General features: G+C 55.9%; 16 protein-coding genes and 1 pseudogene. 3 read left to right on the top strand and 14 right to left on the bottom strand.

Annotated elements, in window-relative coordinates:
• The 3 genes and pseudogenes from B5D49_RS15005 to B5D49_RS02270 all read right to left on the bottom strand — a co-directional run.
• Nucleotides 1-180: pseudogene (locus B5D49_RS15005) on the bottom strand (hypothetical protein); the annotation flags it as partial.
• Between the two features lie 461 nt (nt 181-641).
• Entirely contained in the window at nt 642-986 is a 345-nt protein-coding gene (locus B5D49_RS02275; RefSeq protein ID WP_078716013.1) for a hypothetical protein, read from the bottom strand.
• 21 nt (nt 987-1007) lie between these two features.
• Nucleotides 1008-2768 carry a hypothetical protein gene (locus B5D49_RS02270; RefSeq protein WP_144019056.1) on the bottom strand — a complete coding sequence of 587 codons (1761 nt, stop codon included), beginning with the start codon at nt 2766-2768 and terminating at the stop codon, nt 1008-1010.
• A 349-nt stretch (nt 2769-3117) separates the two neighbouring features.
• On the opposite strand from B5D49_RS02270, the gene B5D49_RS02265 reads away from it, so the two are divergent.
• Nucleotides 3118-4686 carry a histidine kinase N-terminal 7TM domain-containing diguanylate cyclase gene (locus B5D49_RS02265; RefSeq protein WP_078716011.1) on the top strand — a complete coding sequence of 523 codons (1569 nt, stop codon included), beginning with the start codon at nt 3118-3120 and terminating at the stop codon, nt 4684-4686.
• Between the two features lie 226 nt (nt 4687-4912).
• On the opposite strand, the gene B5D49_RS02260 is transcribed toward B5D49_RS02265, so the two are convergent.
• The 11 genes from B5D49_RS02260 to B5D49_RS02215 all read right to left on the bottom strand — a co-directional run bounded on the left by B5D49_RS02260 (nt 4913) and on the right by B5D49_RS02215 (nt 15927).
• Nucleotides 4913-5623, bottom strand: coding sequence for a DUF554 domain-containing protein (locus B5D49_RS02260; RefSeq protein WP_078716010.1), 711 nt, complete (start codon nt 5621-5623; stop codon nt 4913-4915).
• Between the two features lie 117 nt (nt 5624-5740).
• On the bottom strand, nt 5741-6058 hold the full coding sequence (locus B5D49_RS02255; RefSeq protein ID WP_078716009.1) for a DUF190 domain-containing protein: 318 nt from the start codon (nt 6056-6058) through the stop codon (nt 5741-5743).
• A gap of 181 nt (nt 6059-6239) precedes the next feature.
• A complete protein-coding gene (locus B5D49_RS02250; RefSeq protein WP_078716008.1) occupies nt 6240-6932 on the bottom strand; it encodes a Crp/Fnr family transcriptional regulator in 693 nt (230 codons plus the stop codon).
• Nucleotides 6933-7119: 187 nt separating this feature from the next.
• Nucleotides 7120-7275, bottom strand: coding sequence for a hypothetical protein (locus B5D49_RS14925; protein WP_200806756.1), 156 nt, complete (start codon nt 7273-7275; stop codon nt 7120-7122).
• Between the two features lie 243 nt (nt 7276-7518).
• Entirely contained in the window at nt 7519-7785 is a 267-nt protein-coding gene (locus B5D49_RS02245) for an RNA recognition motif domain-containing protein (protein ID WP_078716007.1), read from the bottom strand.
• Between the two features lie 122 nt (nt 7786-7907).
• Nucleotides 7908-9131 carry a DEAD/DEAH box helicase gene (locus B5D49_RS02240; protein ID WP_078716006.1) on the bottom strand — a complete coding sequence of 408 codons (1224 nt, stop codon included), beginning with the start codon at nt 9129-9131 and terminating at the stop codon, nt 7908-7910.
• 371 nt (nt 9132-9502) lie between these two features.
• On the bottom strand, nt 9503-10525 hold the full coding sequence (locus B5D49_RS02235; RefSeq protein ID WP_078716005.1) for a methyltransferase: 1023 nt from the start codon (nt 10523-10525) through the stop codon (nt 9503-9505).
• Nucleotides 10526-10785: 260 nt separating this feature from the next.
• Nucleotides 10786-11958, bottom strand: a complete 1173-nt coding sequence (locus B5D49_RS02230) for a CDP-glycerol glycerophosphotransferase family protein (RefSeq protein ID WP_078716004.1) — start codon at nt 11956-11958, stop codon at nt 10786-10788.
• A gap of 62 nt (nt 11959-12020) precedes the next feature.
• The gene (gene ispD / locus B5D49_RS02225) at nt 12021-13412 is read right to left on the bottom strand and encodes a 2-C-methyl-D-erythritol 4-phosphate cytidylyltransferase (protein WP_078716003.1); all 1392 of its coding nucleotides are present in this window, start codon (nt 13410-13412) and stop codon (nt 12021-12023) included.
• Between the two features lie 288 nt (nt 13413-13700).
• Nucleotides 13701-14309 carry an XTP/dITP diphosphatase gene (locus B5D49_RS02220; RefSeq protein ID WP_078716002.1) on the bottom strand — a complete coding sequence of 203 codons (609 nt, stop codon included), beginning with the start codon at nt 14307-14309 and terminating at the stop codon, nt 13701-13703.
• 133 nt (nt 14310-14442) lie between these two features.
• Nucleotides 14443-15927, bottom strand: a complete 1485-nt coding sequence (locus tag B5D49_RS02215) for a two-component system sensor histidine kinase NtrB (RefSeq protein WP_078716001.1) — start codon at nt 15925-15927, stop codon at nt 14443-14445.
• A gap of 117 nt (nt 15928-16044) precedes the next feature.
• Here B5D49_RS02215 and rimO point away from each other — a divergent pair, with 117 nt between their 5' ends.
• Together rimO and B5D49_RS02205 are read left to right on the top strand one after the other, a co-directional pair.
• Nucleotides 16045-17355, top strand: a complete 1311-nt coding sequence (rimO, locus tag B5D49_RS02210; protein ID WP_144019055.1) for a 30S ribosomal protein S12 methylthiotransferase RimO — start codon at nt 16045-16047, stop codon at nt 17353-17355.
• Nucleotides 17356-17475: 120 nt separating this feature from the next.
• The gene (locus tag B5D49_RS02205; RefSeq protein ID WP_078716000.1) at nt 17476-18234 is read left to right on the top strand and encodes a type 2 periplasmic-binding domain-containing protein; all 759 of its coding nucleotides are present in this window, start codon (nt 17476-17478) and stop codon (nt 18232-18234) included.
• The last annotated feature ends 28 nt before the right edge of the window (nt 18235-18262 follow it).

The following is an 18262-nucleotide window of genomic DNA, read 5'->3' as shown; positions in this document are numbered from 1 at the left end:
ACGACCGCGAAACGGCACATTGCGTATGAACCGCCAAAAACTGTCTTTGAGGCGCAATGCCCGGCTTTGACAGTGAGGACAGGCTGGCTGACCAGTGTACTCAACTTCGATCACCGCAGGCTGAACAGACACGATCTTTTTGATTGTAACATCCGGCAATCCAATTAGAATCCGCTCCACAAGCTCAACTCCTTTTTTTAGTCGGAATCGAGTTCGCTTGTAGGGTCTGGCGAGTCGTTTTGCCAGACCCTTTTTTTAGGAATTCTTCGCGATTGCCCCTTTATTTGATGGAGAGCCTTAATTTTTAGGTAGTAATCGCGCAGGGTTGGAATGTGTGGTTTTGCCACGGCTTCCGGCTAAGTGTGTTTATCCTTTCGGATTTGCTTGGAAAGTGGGATGTGTAAGGTTTTTGAAGGTTGAGGCTCAGATTTAGTATAGTCCATCGCCTTCTAGGCTTTATCAATCTTGTGGTCTAGCTCTTTTCAATAGCATTCATGGAATCTACCTTTTCCTAAAAACATAAACACCGAACCTTCTTTAGGGTCGTCGTTCAGCCGAGGAATTTCAATAATCGTATATTGCAATACGCTCTTTGGTAGCCCTGTTTAGTGTGGGCTTGAGAGGACGTTGATACGGAGGTGTCAAGATTCTTCCTGAAGATGCTTCGCATAATCTTCTTTTATCGTTTTGATCGCACGAAATGCTTCGATTTCGGAGCCGGTTTTCATGGTTTCATAAATAACGTTGGTGTACCAATCTCTGCAAAATAAATCGGGATGAGCCATTCCTTCCTCTTCGCCATATTGTTTGATCAACTCAACAGTGTTGTCAGAAGGAATCCCGATGACATCGAGAGCTAGCTCTTCCAAGTTGTCACTTATGCTGAAATAGGAGCAGTCAAATCCAAGTTCCCCGATAGCTTCGATTTGTTGATCGTGTGAGAATCCTATTTGGAGTAACTTTACGGCAATTTCGTCCTTATTCATTTTATCCTCGTTAGTTAAGAGTTAGGGCTGGTTGAATGATTTTTCCATGTTGGAATTTAGAGTAGCTAAGGACTCGACAACTCTGTCAAAGACATAATCTAAAGCTAACCCATATCCGTCGCTTAGGTTTGCGTGGTCGAATCCAATTCTTTCAAGCGCATCGATACATTGCTTTACGCTTTCGTGTGCATCAGCATTTCGAAGATCATTGGTAATAAAGATCGGAGCAACGATTCGGCTACGTTGCTTCCAATCAATGGCTGGTGCGCAGCCCTCGAAAGCCTCAACTGATTCAAGATTTTCAGCTAGGTATTCAAGTAAATTGGATAGGACTTCGATCAATTTGAAACCTCTCAGTTTCGAAAGATGATCTTGGTCACACCCTGCAATGACCAGTATTCGTCTAAGTGGCCCGCTTTTAATCCTGCCTAGAACCTCACTAAGGGTTTTACACCTTGAGAGGAAATCTTGTTCTGGCATATCTAAAGGGGCGACTTGTGCGAGCTTGGATAGGATTGGATATTTGGCCCAGTGACTGTACTCTATTTCAGCAGGGGAGAATCCTGTGTATTCTTCTGGCGTATGCTGGTGAGCGCCAATTCTTCCGGCTAGCGCATGTAGATTATTTCCAAATCCGACTATCTCATCTACAAAACGGAATACTTTCGATACGATGTGTTCCTGCTCAAAATCGAATTGCTTGGCTTCTTCTTCAGTGATGGCGTAGGAAAAAGCATGAAATATCTCAGCGTCAGGCTTAGGTTTGTATAGTTCACGGACTGGTGTTCTGATTAGGTTCCGACCTACCCTTGTACACTCTGTAAAGTCCCATTGTCCTTTGTAGCCGGGGCTGCATCCGAACTTGTCATAATACTTGTAGGGCATAGAGGAGTAGACACTGTTTTTCTCGTATTTTTCAAGAAATGAGTCTCGCAGATATATTGATTGGCTAGGGAATTTTTCGGTTCTGGCTTTTGTCATGGGAGCATCGTCTCCAGGCCAGATTAGTTCGTGAACATCCCTGTCTTCACATCTATCTGGAGTGATAGCGATTACAGCGGCCTGAGCCTGAAATAGTATCCCATGCTGTGTTGTAACTAGCCTGAGATCATACCAGCCAGCTTCGGGAGCATCTGAAAAGAAGCCATCGTCTAGAAGTGGCTCATATGCTTCTGGCTTTTGAACATATCCCTCGTAATAAAAGGCTCTTACGCCTACATGTCCTTTTTGCCATAGGTATTGCCGAAGGTAGTCATTTTTCATTTTCCAGTGAATGTCTCTGCTTGGTTGGTAGTAAAATTCGCTGGAAATCTCTCCTTTGGCTACGCCTATGACAGGAACTGAAAGATCGTCGTACACAATGCGTTGGTCATCTCCTCCCACGCATCGCGGAGTCAGCCCCATTGTCATCCAAACATCTTCAGAAAGGTTGAAATTGTAGAACGAACAATCGCCCCATGACGCAACGATATGATCCAGGCGAGGGCGGTGGTACCCTTCGGACAAACCGCCTTTGTTGGAACATGTTGGAATTGAAAATGATGCAACACCCTCAGAAGGAATGTTGTCGAAAGTGTCCAGGGAAACTGAGTCGGTTTCTGGTACTGTTACCATAGACATATGGTAGTATTCACGGTTCGGACCATTGGTGTCTTTGTTAAAACGCGCTGCGACCTCAACCATTTCGTTTGGATTTTCGATGGAGATAGGTTCAAGAAGTTTTTTGAACAAGTCAGGTAGTACTTCTTTGTTAACAGGCAGGGAGTCTAGATAGTTGCTCACAGTATTAACCTTTGTGATATTGGTTCGCTGTCAACATACTCCTCTGGTTATGAAAAGCCAAGGTTCGAAAAAGAAAGTGTTGGAACTTCCGTCCCAGCCCTGGCTTGATGAGGTTTTGAGGTCAGCTAAATAGCTTTCTTGTGCGGACCGAAGTCCTCAGCCAGTACACCGTTGCCTTTATATTGGAAAAAGTTGCGCCGAATTATGTCGCTTAGTATGTTCACGTCGTTTACCTCTGAAGCGATTAAAGGTATCTCTTCATTTTCCCAGAAAAAAAATGGTTGGTCGGCTGGCATGGAAGCATGGGGCGGAGTGATGGGGCAAAGCTGTTCGATATGAGAGCGGATAAATGTCGTTGAGGTTTCTCGCAATATTTATTTTGTGTTTATCATGCTCAGGTGTTCTGAGCTTGATATACTATTCGCTAAGGGTTTACAAAACGGACGGTGGAAGATCCTTTATTCTTTTCATGGTCAGTGTCTTTCTGTACTCCCTTGGGTACATGCTTGAGCTTTCCGGATATTCTGCGGAAACAATATTCTTTGCTCTGAAGATTGAATACCTCGGCATTCCATTCATCCCCGTATTTTGGTTTCTGTTTGCGTACGAATATAACAGATACAAAATAAAAAGCAGAGTGCTATATGCGGCACTATTCGTCCTGCCGGTCATAACAGTGGTCTTGTTGTATACAAACAGCTACCATCATTTGTATTACAGTGAGTTCGGCGTTGATGACAGTGGTCCATTTCCCGTGGCCTCCTTTGGGAAGGGAGTATGGTATTATGTGCAGTTTGCCTATGCGCAGCTACTGAGTTTTGCCGGGGTCGTGTTGTTTTATGCCATGACGCGAAAAGCCGGGGGATACCGCAAGAAACAGGCGAATGCGATTTTTCTTGCGTCGCTTCTTCCCTGGTGTGGTAATTTTTTGGAGCAATTGGGCATTACCCTTCCGGGCATCGACATGGAGCCTTTTTACCTCACATTGCCCATTCCCGTTTTTTCGATCGCCATGACAAGGCTGCTGATGTTCAATATTGCCCCCATCGCCCGCGCCAAAGTGTTCGAGACCATGCGTACGCCGGTTTTGGTTTTGGATAAGGATTTCAATATCGCGGATTACAATCAGTTTGCGAGCCGCGTGCTGCCTGAATTGCGGCAGGAGGCGATCGGCCTGAACGCGTATGAAGTGTTTGGGGAACATGAAGCATTTATGGACAAGATCCAAACAATGGGTGAGGAGCCTGTTGATGTCGAATTTTTTCATGACGGAGAAGCTCTTTATTTCAGCGTGTCTACCACCAAGATTGTCTCATCGAGCGGCAGAGGTCTTGGGTTTGCCGTCCTGCTCTATGACATAACCGAAAACAGGCGTCTGCTGAAAAAACTGCACAAAATGGCTTCGATGGATGCCCTGACCCAGGTGTATGGCAGGCGTTTTTTTGTGGAGACCTGCATGGTCGAGGTCAACCGGGTTTCCCGGTATGGCGGCCGGTTGGCGTTCCTTTTGATCGATATCGATCACTTCAAGCGGGTCAATGACACGTACGGCCATCTTGCTGGCGATCTTGTATTGCAAAACGTCACCAAGACATTCAGGAACGTCCTCCGCGCCAGTGACGTTGTCGGGCGATATGGCGGCGAGGAATTCGCGATTTTGCTTCCGGAAACAGACGTTGAGGGCGCGAGGAATCTGGCAGAGCGATTGCGGAGCGAGGTCGAAAACACCGTCTCAGTCTATGAAGGAAACAGGATCGGCGTGACCGTGAGTGTGGGGATCGCTTATTTCACCATTGATGCATGCCAGGCGGAAACAAACGGCAAGGCTTTGCTCGACAAACTGCTGCAGGAAGCCGACAAGGCCTTGTACCGGGCAAAGGAGAAGGGCAGGAATCAGGTGCAATCATCCATGCTCTGAGGGGCATGCGGCGGGGGCGTTCGTACGCGTTGCGCCGGAAGCAAAGGGCGAGCTTTTTTGTGCGCCAGCGAACAATTTGGGATGCCTGCCGTTTATGCTGCCTTTTTTGGGTTTTTTATCGTCTTCTATCCTCTCTTCCAGACAATTTTCCGAAGTTGCCGGATGAACAACGCAGCCTGACACTGTTCTGTATGGGGATATCAGTCCTTCCCACCCATTGTATCGGCTAGAAGAAAGTGGCCCAAAGCCAGGACAAGGGCATGACCAGGAGCAGGGCAGGAATCATGCTGGCCACTGGGAATTGTTGAATGCCGCAAATGCGAAAGCCCGTGGCGAGCATGATGATGCCGCCGCAGGCCGAGAAATCCGCCAGCATCTCCGGGGTGGTCAGCGGAAGGATCATGGATGCGCCGAGGTACAGCAGCGCCTGAATGGCGAATTGTGGGAGCACCAATATGCCGACGGAGAGTCCCATGGTTGAGGCAAAGATGGGCGCGGTGAACAGATCGAGGATGGCTTTCACGATGAGCAGTGTGGGATCTCCTGTCATCCCTTCGCTCATGGAGCCGTAAATGCCTGTTCCACTCATGCAGAAGAGCACCAGCAGAGCCACGAATTTGTCTAAAAATTCCTCCTGGCTGAGTTCGTCGGTGGGGGGGGATATCCTGGCCAATAGATGCCGCGTCTTTCCCGCGAGATGCTGGATTGCCGCTTCCAGCCGGATGAGTTCCCCGAACAACGCCCCCACAACCAGCGCCAAAACCACCGGGGCAAGGAGTTGGACCTTGACGATCATGGCAACGCCCAGCCCCATGGAGGCGCATCCAAAGACCATGGGCATTTGCTGCCGGATGTTGGTGTTGAGTTTCGGGCCGATGAAAGCCCCGGCAACACTTCCGACAAAAAGTGCGGCTCCGTTGACATAAGGACCGATCATAGCTGTTCCTGTGCGGAGGACAGGAGGTCCGCCGCTTTTTTTTATGGTTGTATGGGAGGCTGGTGCCGGAAACGCAGTGGTTGGTCAAAGCCATTGGAAGGCTTTTGGCGGGGAACGTCAGTGTTCCGACGTGAAACCGAATTCAACCGCTGCTTTTGTAAAAAAGACGCGGACATGGTTTGTTTCCAACCGGTCCATCAGCTTGTCGCATTCCTCTGGCGTCAGAGCCAGGCCCACCTGCACGGGCGGATCTTCCAGATCGAAATAGTTGTCGGAGTGAAAACGTCCGTCATGTCCGAATCCTTGTTTGCCGGAAAAAAGCGTTGCTCCGCGAATGCCGAGTTTTTTCGCTTCTTCGATGATCCATCGGGCCAAGGGAACATCCTGATGCGTTCGGTTCTGCTGAGTGAAAAACGTGACGAAATATCCTTTCATTGAGCACCTGTGAAGCGTTGTTTTCCAGCTTCCAGCCTGGGCTGCCGTTGGTCAGGCAAGCTGAACCGCACGGGCCGGCCGGTCGGGGTCAAGGCAGTGAGCCTCGGTAGGGCAAAAGAAAAGCATAGGGGAGAGGACGGGGAGCAACAATGATCGCAGTCACTGAAGCCAGGGATCGGAGTCAGATGATGAAAAAAGGGCTGGTGGAGGCGCTGTCCATACTGGACTTGTCGATGATCCGGATGGTGCCGCGGGTTTTGCGCACGAGTCCGCACTCCTGCAGCCGGGAAACGATGCGCGCTGCGGTTTCGCGGGACGTACCCACCAGCTCCGCCACATCCGCGTTGGTCAGGGGCAGGTCCGGTCCGATTCGAGAGGAGAGCATGCTCAACGCATTGAGAATACGTTCCTCGGCACTGCCGTCAATCATGCCGAGGATGCGGGTGTAGGCGCCGTCGAGCAGATCCCCCATGGTGTTGATGATACCGATGGCCACGTCGGGATTGGCCTGTACCCAGTCCCGGAAGGTACGGCAGGGGATGGAGAGCAGTTCGGCCCGTTCCAGCACACGCGCGGAAAAGAAGCGGGTGCGCTCCTTGAAGCAGGCAACAGCGTTCAGTGGGGTTCCCCGTTCCGCCAGAAGAAAGGTGAAGGCCTTGCCTGACGGAGATTCCCGGGACAGCACCACGCGTCCGCTTTCCACAAGATAGTAGAGGTTGGCCGTGTCGCCGGTTCGAAACACGTATTGGCCCTTATCAAAGGATCGGGAACGTGCGTTCCGGGCCAACTCCTCCAGGGCGGAGGGCGTTGCTCGGTTCAGGTTGATGTCTTTACGGAGGGTGTCAATGCGCTGTTGGATGCTCTTGTCGTGCATGGGCCTGTTTACCACAATAACGCGATTCGTGGGGAGTCAGAAATAGTATTGTGTTACGGAATGTTATGCGCATTGCCCCGCAACGGATTCCGGGTGGCGACGTTTGGGGGTGCACTGGTTTTTTGACCTTATGCCAAAAAAAAGGGGTCCAAGTGCGTATCACCTGGACCCGGAAATAAGGGGCGGATTAGGATTCATCCACAGAGTCCTGTTCCTCCGCTGACTTGTCGCTCTCTTCATTGGCAAGCTTTTTGGCAAGTTTGTTTTTCCTTTTTTCTTCTTTCTTTTTCTTTTTCGCCAATTCCTTCTGGCGTTTTACATAGCTGTAGTTCGGCTTTGCCATAGACTTCCCTTTTTAAATGGCTACGAAAGGTAGCGTTTTACGGTGTTGTATTTAAGGAGAGTTCGCACCTCGTGTAGTGCACAGGGTCGATGGACGAAAACGACGGGGACGCCGAATCGGGCGTTGGGGGATGTTTTGTGGTTTCCCTGCCGGGGGCGTTGATCAAAAAACGTCGTTCCGTGAATTTGAAAACGCCGCCCCCCAAGAGGGACGGCGTTGTATCCGTTCTCGTGGAGGCAAAGCCTACCAGCGCGGACGCTCCGTACGGGGCTTGGCTTCGTTGACCTTGATGTTGCGGCCGCCAAGATCCTGACCATTCAGAGCGTTGATGGCTTCCTGCGCCTCGGAGTCGTTGCTCATTTCCACGAAGCCGAAGCCACGGGGGCGGCCGGTCTCGCGATCTTCAATCAGCTTGACAGAGGTCACTTCGCCAAAGGCTTCAAAAGCGTTGCGAACTTCCTGTTCCGTAGAGCTCCAGGCCAGATTGCCGACGTATAGGTTTTTAGACATGATTTCTCCTAAGTTGTTGTGCCGTGCCGTTATTGTTGCGGCGTTGGCGTTGTTGGAAAATGCGATAGGTATATCGAAAACTGTGCATGGCCACCCGGGCTGCCGGGCAATGACCGTGCTTGCTATGCGCTTTGCGGCCCGGGTCTGGAAGAACGTTTCCGGTTCTGGCCGGGACGCTTGGCCACCTTGTCCCGTGTGGGCATTTCCGTGGTCTTTGGTGACACCGTGCGCGATTTCGGGGTGAACGTTTGTTGTTCAACGGAAATCTTTATGGCTCGCTGGATGGCCCGGAGTTGGGCCGCGTCGTCCTGGGTCACCAGGCTGACGGCCGTTCCCGACCGTCCGGCCCGTCCGGTTCGGCCCGTGCGGTGCGTGTATGCTTCCACGGTATCCGGCATGTCATAATTGATCACGTGCGTGATGCGGTCGCAATCAATACCGCGGGCAGCGATGTCCGTGGCCACCATGATCGGGAACTTGCCTGAGCAAAAGCCCTTGAGGGCTTTTTCGCGCTGTCCCTGGCTCATGTTGCCTTGCAGGAACGTGGCCCGGTAGCCGCGTTTGTCCAGCTGGAGCGACAATTTTTTTGCTTTTCGTTTGGTCCTGGTGAAGATGATCATGTTGTTGTGCTTGGTCTGCTTGATCAGATCTTCCAGAAGCCGAGTCTTGCCGCTGCTGTGCGTCCTGTAGAACGTATGCTCGATGCTGGCCACCGGAGAGGTTGCGTCGATTTTCACGCTTTTGGGTTCCACAAGCAATTGCCGGGCGAACACCTGCATGGCCTTGGGCATGGTAGCGGAAAAAAGCAGGTTTTGGCGTTTGGCCGGGAGCTTGGCAAGGATTCGCTTGATGTCGGGCAGGAATCCGATGTCGAGCATGCGGTCAGCCTCGTCAAGCACCAGGGTTTCGACGCCCCGCAGGGAGACCGCTTTTTGTGCAAGGAGGGCAATGAGACGGCCCGGGCAGGCGATGACGATATTGGCAGAGCGCAAGGCTCTGATCTGTGAACCCATGCTCACGCCGCCAATCACAACAGCCGTACGAATTCCGGTGTTGCGGGAAAGCTCATTGAAATTCTGATTGATCTGCAAAGCCAACTCCCTGGTGGGAGCCAGCACAAGGGCTTTGGGCGTATTCCCGGCAGGGCCGCCGTCCAGAAGACGCTGCAAAATGGGCAGGGCAAAGGCGGCTGTTTTACCAGTGCCGGTCTGCGCCTGTCCCATGACGTCATGGCCTTGAAGGATGAGCGGGATCGTTTGATTTTGGATCGGGGTCGGCGTTTCGTAGCCGCAGGCTTTGACACAGGCGTCGATACGCTTGTCAAAGGAAAAACTCGTAAAGGTCATAAGAGCCTTGGGTGAGAAGAAATGATGACGACTGCGCGCGACAGCGGTCGAACCTGAGATGCTCAGGCAGAAATTGGTTGGCTCTGGTACGGAGAGTAGTTCTTGGAACCGAAGTGGAACGTGCGTTCCCCGGTAGGAAGTAAGAAATAGTCGTGCGTCCAGTCACGCTGAGTTCCTCCTTATGGATCATTCCATGAGCAAAGTAAAGCTTTTTATCGCAGGACGCCGCGATTGTTTCTCGAAGCCCAGATACGGAGGATATGGTCTGTCGCGGTACGTCCGTGCGCAAGGCAAAGCCAAACGGTGCGACCAGGCTCGGGGTGATCATGCCGGGCCTGGTCGTGGTTCCGTCAGATTTTCCCACAGTCGTGCTATGCGGGCTTGCGTGCCGCTGTCATCAGCCCGAGACCCTTTGCCGAGACAGGTTCGAAACGAACATCCGTGAATCCTGCGGAGGCAAGGTGTTCCGAGAGTTCTTCCTGCTCAATGAAGTGGGAGGGGTACCCCGCCAGGCGGGTGATCAGTTCCAGGGAAGCTTTGGCCATTTCCCCGCCGTTGGTTTGATGCCGTGAAAAATGGTGGGACACGAACCAGCCGCCCGGTTTGAGTCCGTCCGCGATTTTGCCAAGCGTGGAACCCAGGTCTCCCTTGAAGCCGTAAAGGATATGGGACATCAAAATGAGGTCGAATTGTCCGGCGGGCAAAGCTTGCTTACGGAAGTCCAGTCCCTGTGTTGCAATGCGGTCGCCAAAGCCGAACCGTTCGCAACGCAGCCGTGACTGCTCGGCCACATGGGGCAGATCGAAAATCGTTCCCCGCATGTCCGGGTTTTGTTCCAACACGCCCATGGTGTAGTGTCCATGGTTGCCGCCGACGTCGGCCATAGTTCGAAAATCGTGGAACCCCGGCAGCCCGGCAACGAGCTGCACCACACGGGGCAGGGCCACGCCGCAGGCATCCTGGGCCGTTCCCTCCATGACCTTTTCCAGCGCCCAGCCGTTGTCCGCTTCGGTACGGTCCACTTCGCCGCCTGCCACGAGTTCGGCAATGGCGTTTTCAACGCTGGATGCAAAGCGCATGGTCAGAGCCATGCAATCGCCTTGATAGAGGGGGGCCGTGGTCACGAGAAATTCGGACGCGACCGGGGTGTTGGTGTATTCCCCGTTGTTTCGGGTGAGCAGGTCCGCCGCCACCAAAATGTCCAGCAGCGGTTCCAGCCTTGTGGTCACCCATCCTCCTTCCTCGGCAAGGGCTGCCGCTGTCAGGGCGCGTCCATCCAGACGGTCGAAAATGTGCAGTTCCACGGCACCTATAATGGCCTTGGATGACAATGAGTTATTCATCAGCATGGAATGAATAGGTTCAAAGTCGGTTTGCGGTGTGGTGACCAGCATGGTCTCTCCTTTTCGTTGGTGGGAAAATAGTGTCGGGTTGTTGCAACAGGATTGTGAAGGTAAGGGCCATCAAGTGTTGCTGCGTCCAAAAAGCAGCGGATGATGGCGTTGGCGAATCCGTGGCACGAATTGATAGATAATGAAATTCATTTTCAATCTAAAGTCAAGACAAGTGAACGTAAAAAACACCGGTTCAATGTTGGATCCTGCGGGGCGGCACGGGTCGCCTTGCGCGGGGTGAACGCCGCTTGTTCGGCTGCTCAGCGCATCCAGCCGCGCATTCGGTCCAGCAGGCGTTGTCCCGCGTTGCCATCATGGTCGGAAAAGGCGAGTCTGGCGATTTCATGCCGCTTTTCCTGGTGCGTGTCCCGGGCGGCGGCCAGGTCTTGCAGGGCTTCCAACAGGGCTTGTTGGTCGCGGGCCTTGGGACCGGGCGTAATCCAGTCGTAGTCGAATTGCAGTTCGCGGTTGGCTCCGGTGTAGTCGTCCCAGTCGTAGGGAAAGAAGATCTGTGGCTTGTCCAGCAGCAGGTGATCCGTGAAGATGGAGGAATAGTCGGTAATCAGCCCGTGGAACAGGGGCATGAGCGGATAGATGTCCAGATGGTTGGGGCAGTGCAGGATGTTTTGGAAGCGCAGCCCCTGGTAATGGTTGCTGAAGCTGTGCATCTTGAGGACCAGGGTCGTATTGATGCTGCCGAGCTGGGCATCCAGGGCGGGCAGATCCAAGGCAGCCTGGGTGATGAAGTCCCCGCCGCCGTCGCGAAAGGTGGGGACGAACAGGGCCACGGTACGCTCCTTGGCCAGACGGCGCACCTGGCCGTACAGTTCCGGGCTGGAGCAGATCATATCCTGGCGGGTGGGACGGCGGAAAAATACGTCGTTGCGTGGATACCCGGTTTCAATGATCTCCCGGCTTTCAAAGCAGGTGGAAAAGAGATGTTCGGTGTAGAACGGGGAGGTGGAGACCAGGGCATCATAGCCGGAATACATACGGCGCAGGTAGTCGCGTCGCTCCGTGGTAAGGTCCAGACCGGACTCAGCCTCAAGGAATCCGATTTTTTTAAAGCCCACGCCATGCCAGAGCTGGACGATGCGCGCGTTGTGCAGCAGGGGCGCGAGCGGGGAATCCTTGAAATGGAAGTCGTCGGCAAGAAATGTGCCTGCCGAGGCGATACGCTGCACGGAATCGCCCTGGGGAAACAGTTCGCAGGGCAGACCCGCAGACCGAAGTTCGCGGTAGGTTCCCGGATCCAGGGTCACAAAGAACGTGTCCAGATCCGGGGCATTGGTCAGCAGGTGCAGAAAGGCGTACTTGGCATTGCCGCCGAAGCTGCCTTGCCCCCGGCCCATGACGGCTACGCGGCGGGGCTGCGCAGGGGTGAGCCGGGCCACGCGGTGCAGCAGGGCAAGGGTTTTGGCATCCAGTTCCATGTGGCCTACTTCTATGGTTTCGTTCTGTTCAACCGGTCCGGTTTCAAAAAAGGGACGCGATTCTAAAGGGAGGCGGACGAACGCCGCACGTCCACGACGGTTCCGGAAAAGTTTGCAAACAGGGTTTTGATGGTGGCCTCGGCCACGGCCCGGGCCGTGAGCAGCGATTCCGGCGGTTCCGGCCCGAAATTTTCCACGCGCATGGGCGTGGCCGTGCGTTCGGGATTGATGGCGTTGATGCGCACGCCCTGGGGTGCGGCTTCTTCGGCCACACCCTGCACCAGATTCACGATGGCGGCCTTGGATGAGGAATAGATCGTGTAGAGGCTGCGGCCCCGGGTAAAGGAGCTGGACGTGAACAGGCAGATGCCCCCCCGGGTGGCTTGCAGCAGCGGAAGGGCGGCGCGTACCACGTTGATGGAACCGAGATAGTTCACCGCGATTTCCCGTTCAATGTCCGCGGGATCACGATCGGCCAGTCGGCCGGAGCGAAGGATTCCCGCCGTGTTCACCACTGCGTCGATGCGTCCTTCGGTCTGCATGACGTGTTGCAGGGCCAGGCGCACGTCCTCGGGGTTGGAAACGTCGCACCCGGAGGAGGCGGCAAAGCCGTGCATCCGGCCGCCGTAGTGTTCCCCCAGTTCCATGACGGCCTGGCCAATGCCCTTGGTGGCGCCGAACACGGTCACGACCTTATCCTGAATGCGTCGCAGCGGAGGACCGTCCTCCAGGGCCGAGGAGTTGACCTGGAAAATTTTGTCCGCCAGGAACAAATCTTCCGGATAGGTGATTTTGATGTTTTTTTCCTCACCACGGACCACGAACACGTCCCCGAGATTATACTTCAGGATAAGCTTGCAGTCGTCCGTCACGCTGCAATCCGGATCCGCGTGGGAGAGTTCGTGCGCCTTTTTGAGCACAGCGGCGCGGAACCCCTGGGGGGTCTGGCCGCGGCGCAGGGCGGAGCGGTCCGGAATGTCGCGGATGAAATTTTCGTCGTCCACGGAAATAATCGTATCCACGGCAGGCACGGCCACATCCACGGCCTCGTGATGCTGGAGCGCCTCAATGGTCTCCGTGATGATCCGCCGGGTCACGAAGGGACGCACCGCGTCGTGCATGAGGATGTTGGCATGGTCGAGCGCGTCAGCGGGAATGGCGCCCACTCCGGCCCAGGAGCTGTCCTTGCGGGTGGCGCCGCCGCCCAGGATGCGGGTGACCTTGGGCACGGGATTTTTGAGCAGCAGTTCCTCAAGGTAGAGTCGGTCCTTGGGCGATACCACGATGAAGATTTCATGGATCAGGGGATGGTCCTGAAACGCGGCCAGGGTGTGTTCGATGACGGTACGGCCCGCAAGCTTGAGGAATTGTTTGGGCGTGGAAAAGCCCATACGTTCGCCGCTGCCTGCGGCCAGGATGACGGCATAGTTGGTGGTGCCGTTGGAATTGATCATGGACGGCCTCCGAAATTCCGGCCCGGGAGCCGGAAATACGCGGTTGATGACTCGTTCCCTTGTGTGGTGCGACGGGGTGCGGCGCGGTAGCGCGTCACAAGCCCGGCACACGTCAGCCCGGGGACGTCAAAAACATGCCGTGTACCGCCGCAGGAACCTGGCAGGGGATCTGCCCATCATCACCGATCCGGCCGGAAAACGCAGGGTTGCCGTGCATGGACCGGGGCGTGCTTCCGAGCGGCCACGGGCTGGTGCGAGGATGCATGCAAGACAAGGGCCGAAAAGCAGCTATTCCGCCACCTGCGCCAGAAAACCGGGCCATTGCTGGAGGAGTTTGGCCAATGCCTTGCCACGGTGGGAGCGGGCGTTCTTTTCATCAGGCGCCATTTCCGCAGCGGTGCGGCCCAATTCCGGATCAAAGAAGATGGGGTCATATCCAAACCCGCTTTGGCCCGAATAGCCATGCGCGATGCGTCCTTCCCAGCTTTCCTGGGCGTGGATCGCGGTGCCGTCCGGTGTGCAGGCGTACATGCAGCAGACGAATCGGGCGGTGCGCTGCTCGTCAGGCAGGTTGTCCAGCGCGTCGAGGAGTTTGGCGTTGTTGGCATCGGCGTCGCCGTGCTCTCCGGCGTAGCGGGCCGAGTGGACGCCGGGTGCGCCGTCCAGGGCGTCCACGGCCAGCCCGGAGTCGTCGGCCACGGCGATCAGGCCGGTGGCCTTGGCCACGGCCTCTGCCTTGATGCGGGCGTTTTCCAAAAAGGTGGCGCCGGTTTCCGGGATGTCGCCGATTTCCGGGAATTGGTCCAACCCTTTGACCTCCATGCCGAGATTGTGGAGCAGGGCGGAAAATTCACGGATTTTACCTTGATTGCGGGTGGCCAGAACAACAGCGCGCACGGATTGCCTCCTAGCGGGATTGGTGGGGTGGATGTGGGGCCGAGGACAGAGCCATGCCCAGCGACCCGCTGGAACCGGCCGCGGGGGAACAACAGCAGGCGCAGGGACGCAGGGCAAGGAATGCAGAGGATTATTACCCCTCGTCGGACGGCTTGGCAACCGCCAGGAGCGGAGGCAGCAGCAGGGTGATCTGGGTGCCGTCGCCTTCCCGGCTGGTCAGGGTCACGTCTCCGCCAATGTCGTCCATGATCTTACGAATCATGGCCAGCCCCAGACCCGCGCCCTTGCCTTTGGTGCTGAAGAACGGGCTGAACACGCGGTCGCGGATGTTGGCGGGGATGCCGTGGCCCGTGTCGGCCACGCGCAGAGCCACAAATCCCTTTCTGAGCCGGGCCGAGATGCGCAGTTCGCCGCCGTCGGGCATGGCTTCCAGGGAGTTTTTGATCAGGTTGATCAGGCATTGCTTGATGAGTTCCGGGTCCGCGCGGACCTGGGGCAGGCCGGGCCGGCCCTCCAGGCTGGTCTGTATTTTTTGCGACCGGGCGGCCAGGTCCATGACGTCCATGGTCTCGCGGGCCACGGCCAGCACGTTGCATTCGGTTTCACGCTGCTCCGTGGGCCGGGTGAAGTTGAGGATGCTTTTCAGGATGGTGTCCAGGCGTTTTGATTCATCCAAAATAATGCCGAGCTTGTTTTGCGTGGCTTCGTCCAGATTGTCCCCCCGCAGCAGGGAGTTGGCGAATCCGGAAATGGCGAACAGGGGATTGCGGATTTCATGGGCGATGTAGGTGGAAAGCTCGCCGATGGAGGCCAGCTTTTCGGATTGCTGGAGTCGGTTTTCCATTTCCGTTCGCTGGGTGATGTCCCGCCGGATGAACACAACGCGGCTGAGTACCCCATCTTCAAGGATGGGCGAAGTGTATACCCGAAAGTAGTGCATACGACCGAAAGGATCCACGCTGGTGCAGAGCGCTTCCTGAGGTTGGGCCGTGCGCAGGGTGCGTTCCAGGGGTTCCTCGGCGGGGCAGCTGGTCGCGTCCCGATGGGTTTCCATGCCCTGGAAGATATCCTTGACCCGGCGTCCCATGATTTCCCGCCGTGGTAGGCCGAGGTCGTGCAGCACGGATTGATTGACGCCGATGATCAAGCCGTCCGTATCCAGAAAAAGGATGTCTTCCGGCAACTGGTCAATGACCGTGGACAGCAGGGACTGGGTGGCGTTCAGGTCCATGCGGCAGGCCTTCCACAACTCTTCGGGCGGGAAAAGATGCAGAAAGAACCCGGCTGCGGCCCGCTCCACCAGAATGACCCGGCTGGGCAGGTCTCCACGCAGTGCCGCGACATTGCGGGGCAAGCCGCTGGTTTCCAGTACGAGGTTGATTTCCGGGTGCTGGGAAAGCATTTCCTGGTAATCACCGTAGGCGGGAATTCCGGGAAGCGCTTCCTGGGTATGGGTGGATTCGTTGAATAGGGCCGTGGCCCGGACATTGGTCCGTTCCAGGATGCCCTGGCAGGTGCCGTGGCCCAGGGAGTCGCGAAACACGGCCAGAGAGCGCCGGTCTCCCACAATGCCCACTTGATATTCCAAGGATTGATGGTTGGTCTGCTGTTCGCTCATTTGTGCCCCTTGAACGAAGAAAAGTATCGTCAGTATACCGCATCACGCCGGAAGCGCAAGGGCCGGGCCGTGATTTGCGGGCTTTTCAGCCGCCGGGCTTTGGAGTACATGCGGGCCATGAACAGCAATACCCTGAGAGTGCATGCCGTGAGCCTCGGCTGCCCCAAAAACCGTGTGGACACCGAGCGACTGCTCGGCAGTCTCGGTCCCGAGGTGGTCCCGGCGGGTCATCCGGAAAACGCCGATCTGGTGCTTATCAACACCTGCGGCTTCATTCGTCCGGCCGTGGAGGAGTCCGTGGACGCCATCCTGGCGGTACAGGAAACCATCGCGGGCATGGAGCCGCGTCCGGTGCTGGCTGTGGCCGGATGTCTGGTCAGCCGCTACGGGCAGGAGCTTATGCATGAGATGCCCGATGTGGACATCTGGCTGACCACGCGGGAGATGGACCGCTGGCCGGAACTGGTGCGCGGGAGTCTGGCCCGAGACGCTGATCCCGACTTGCCGCGTCGCCTCTCCACTGGCCCGGCCTACGCGTATTTGAAGATCGGGGAGGGCTGCTCCCACCGTTGTGCGTTCTGTACCATTCCGGACATTCGCGGCCCGCAGACGAGTTTCGGCGTGGAAAGCCTGGCGGCCGAAGCCGAGGATCTGATCCTCCAGGGCGTGCCGGAGCTGGTGCTCGTGGCCCAGGACGTGGCCTCCTACGGCTCGGATTTGCCGGTGGATTGGGATCTGCGCACCCTGCTGGAGCGGCTTTTGCCCATTCAAGGGCTGGAATGGTTGCGGCTCATGTATCTGTATCCCGCTGGTCTCACCGACGATCTGCTTTCTTTCCTGGCCGATGCGGGCCGTCCGTTTCTGCCCTATTTTGATATCCCCATGCAACATGCCCATCCCGATGTGCTCAAGACCATGGGCCGCCCCTTTGCGCGTGATCCTCGCCGGGTCATCGACCGGGTGCGGCAGCATTTCGATGATCCGGCCCTGCGCACCAGCATGATCGTGGGCTACCCGGGGGAAACGGATGCTCATTTTGATGCGCTTTGTGATTTTGTGCGCGAGACCCGGTTCACGCATCTGGGAGTGTTCGCGTATCAAGCCGAGGAAGGCACGCCCGCCGCGGAAATGGACGACCAGGTTCCCGAGGGGGTGAAGGAAGCCCGCCGCGAAGAGCTGATGCGCATCCAGGCCGCCATCAGTGAGGACAATATGGAACGCTGGGTGGGCGAGGACATCGACGTGCTGGTGGAGGCGCCGCACGAGGACTGGCCGGGGCTGTATACGGGGCGGGCCTGGTTTCAGGCACCCGAGGTGGACGGCGTGGTGTACGTGAGTTCCGATCCGGGCAACCCGTTTTTCCCGGGCCGCATCGTGCGGGCCGAGGTGCAAGAGGCCAAGACCTACGATCTGGTGGCCCTGGCCTGATTGCGACCGTCGGGGGAAAGTTGGACCGCTTCGCTCATGACAACCGTATCCGAAACATGATAGCGTTTGCTGAACCGGGAAAGGGCATGCAACGGATGACGCTAATCAGGGTGGTGTTCAATGTCCAAAAGAGTGAACAGTGTTGCTGTGGTGGTCTGCTGCCTCGCGTTATTGGGGAGTGTGGTTTTTTCGGTTGCCCGGGATAATTCCGGCTACGGCGGATCGGGTCCGGCGAAGGTGAATGAATCCTGGCGCGTGGCGTCGCTGAACTGGGAGCCGTATTCCGGCGCGGAAATGGCCACCCAAGGGAATGCGGTGCAGCGGTTGCGCTGCCTGCTCAAGGCGGTCGATGTTCAGTTGCTGGTTGAATTTTATCCTTGGGCCAGGGCACAGGAGTTTGCCAAAGAGCCTGAATTTGTGGGGTATTTTCCGGCATGGCCCGAAGAGGTTCAGCCCGGCTTTCTGGCCTCTGAGCCGCTGGCATGGTCGGATGTTTCCGTCATGACGTATGCCGGGTCAAACGTGGAGTGGACCGACCTGGAAACGTTGTTCAAAGAGCAATACGTCGGGTTGATTCGCACCTATGCGTATCCCGAGCCTGTGGCGCGGCTGGCAAAGCAGTATGCCGAGAACGTAACCCTGCTGCCCAGCGAGACTTCCCTGCTGAAAAAACTCTCACGCGGGCATATTTCCGCAGCCATTACGGACAGCGCGGTAATGCAATATCTGGCCGAACGCATGGCTCTGGGGAATATTAAGTTTTTGAAGGAACTGAAGCGCAAGCCCCTGGTCATGGCCTTTCGGGACACGCCGGAAAATCGTAAACGATTGGCGTTGCTCAATATGCTGATTACCGACAACGCATCTGTTTCGCCCTGAGCAGCGGAGAGTGCTCCGCGCAAAAAAA

This window comes from Paucidesulfovibrio gracilis DSM 16080 (genome assembly GCF_900167125.1).
GTDB lineage: Bacteria > Desulfobacterota > Desulfovibrionia > Desulfovibrionales > Desulfovibrionaceae > Paucidesulfovibrio > Paucidesulfovibrio gracilis.
This window is presented reverse-complemented; position numbering and strand designations above follow the sequence as displayed.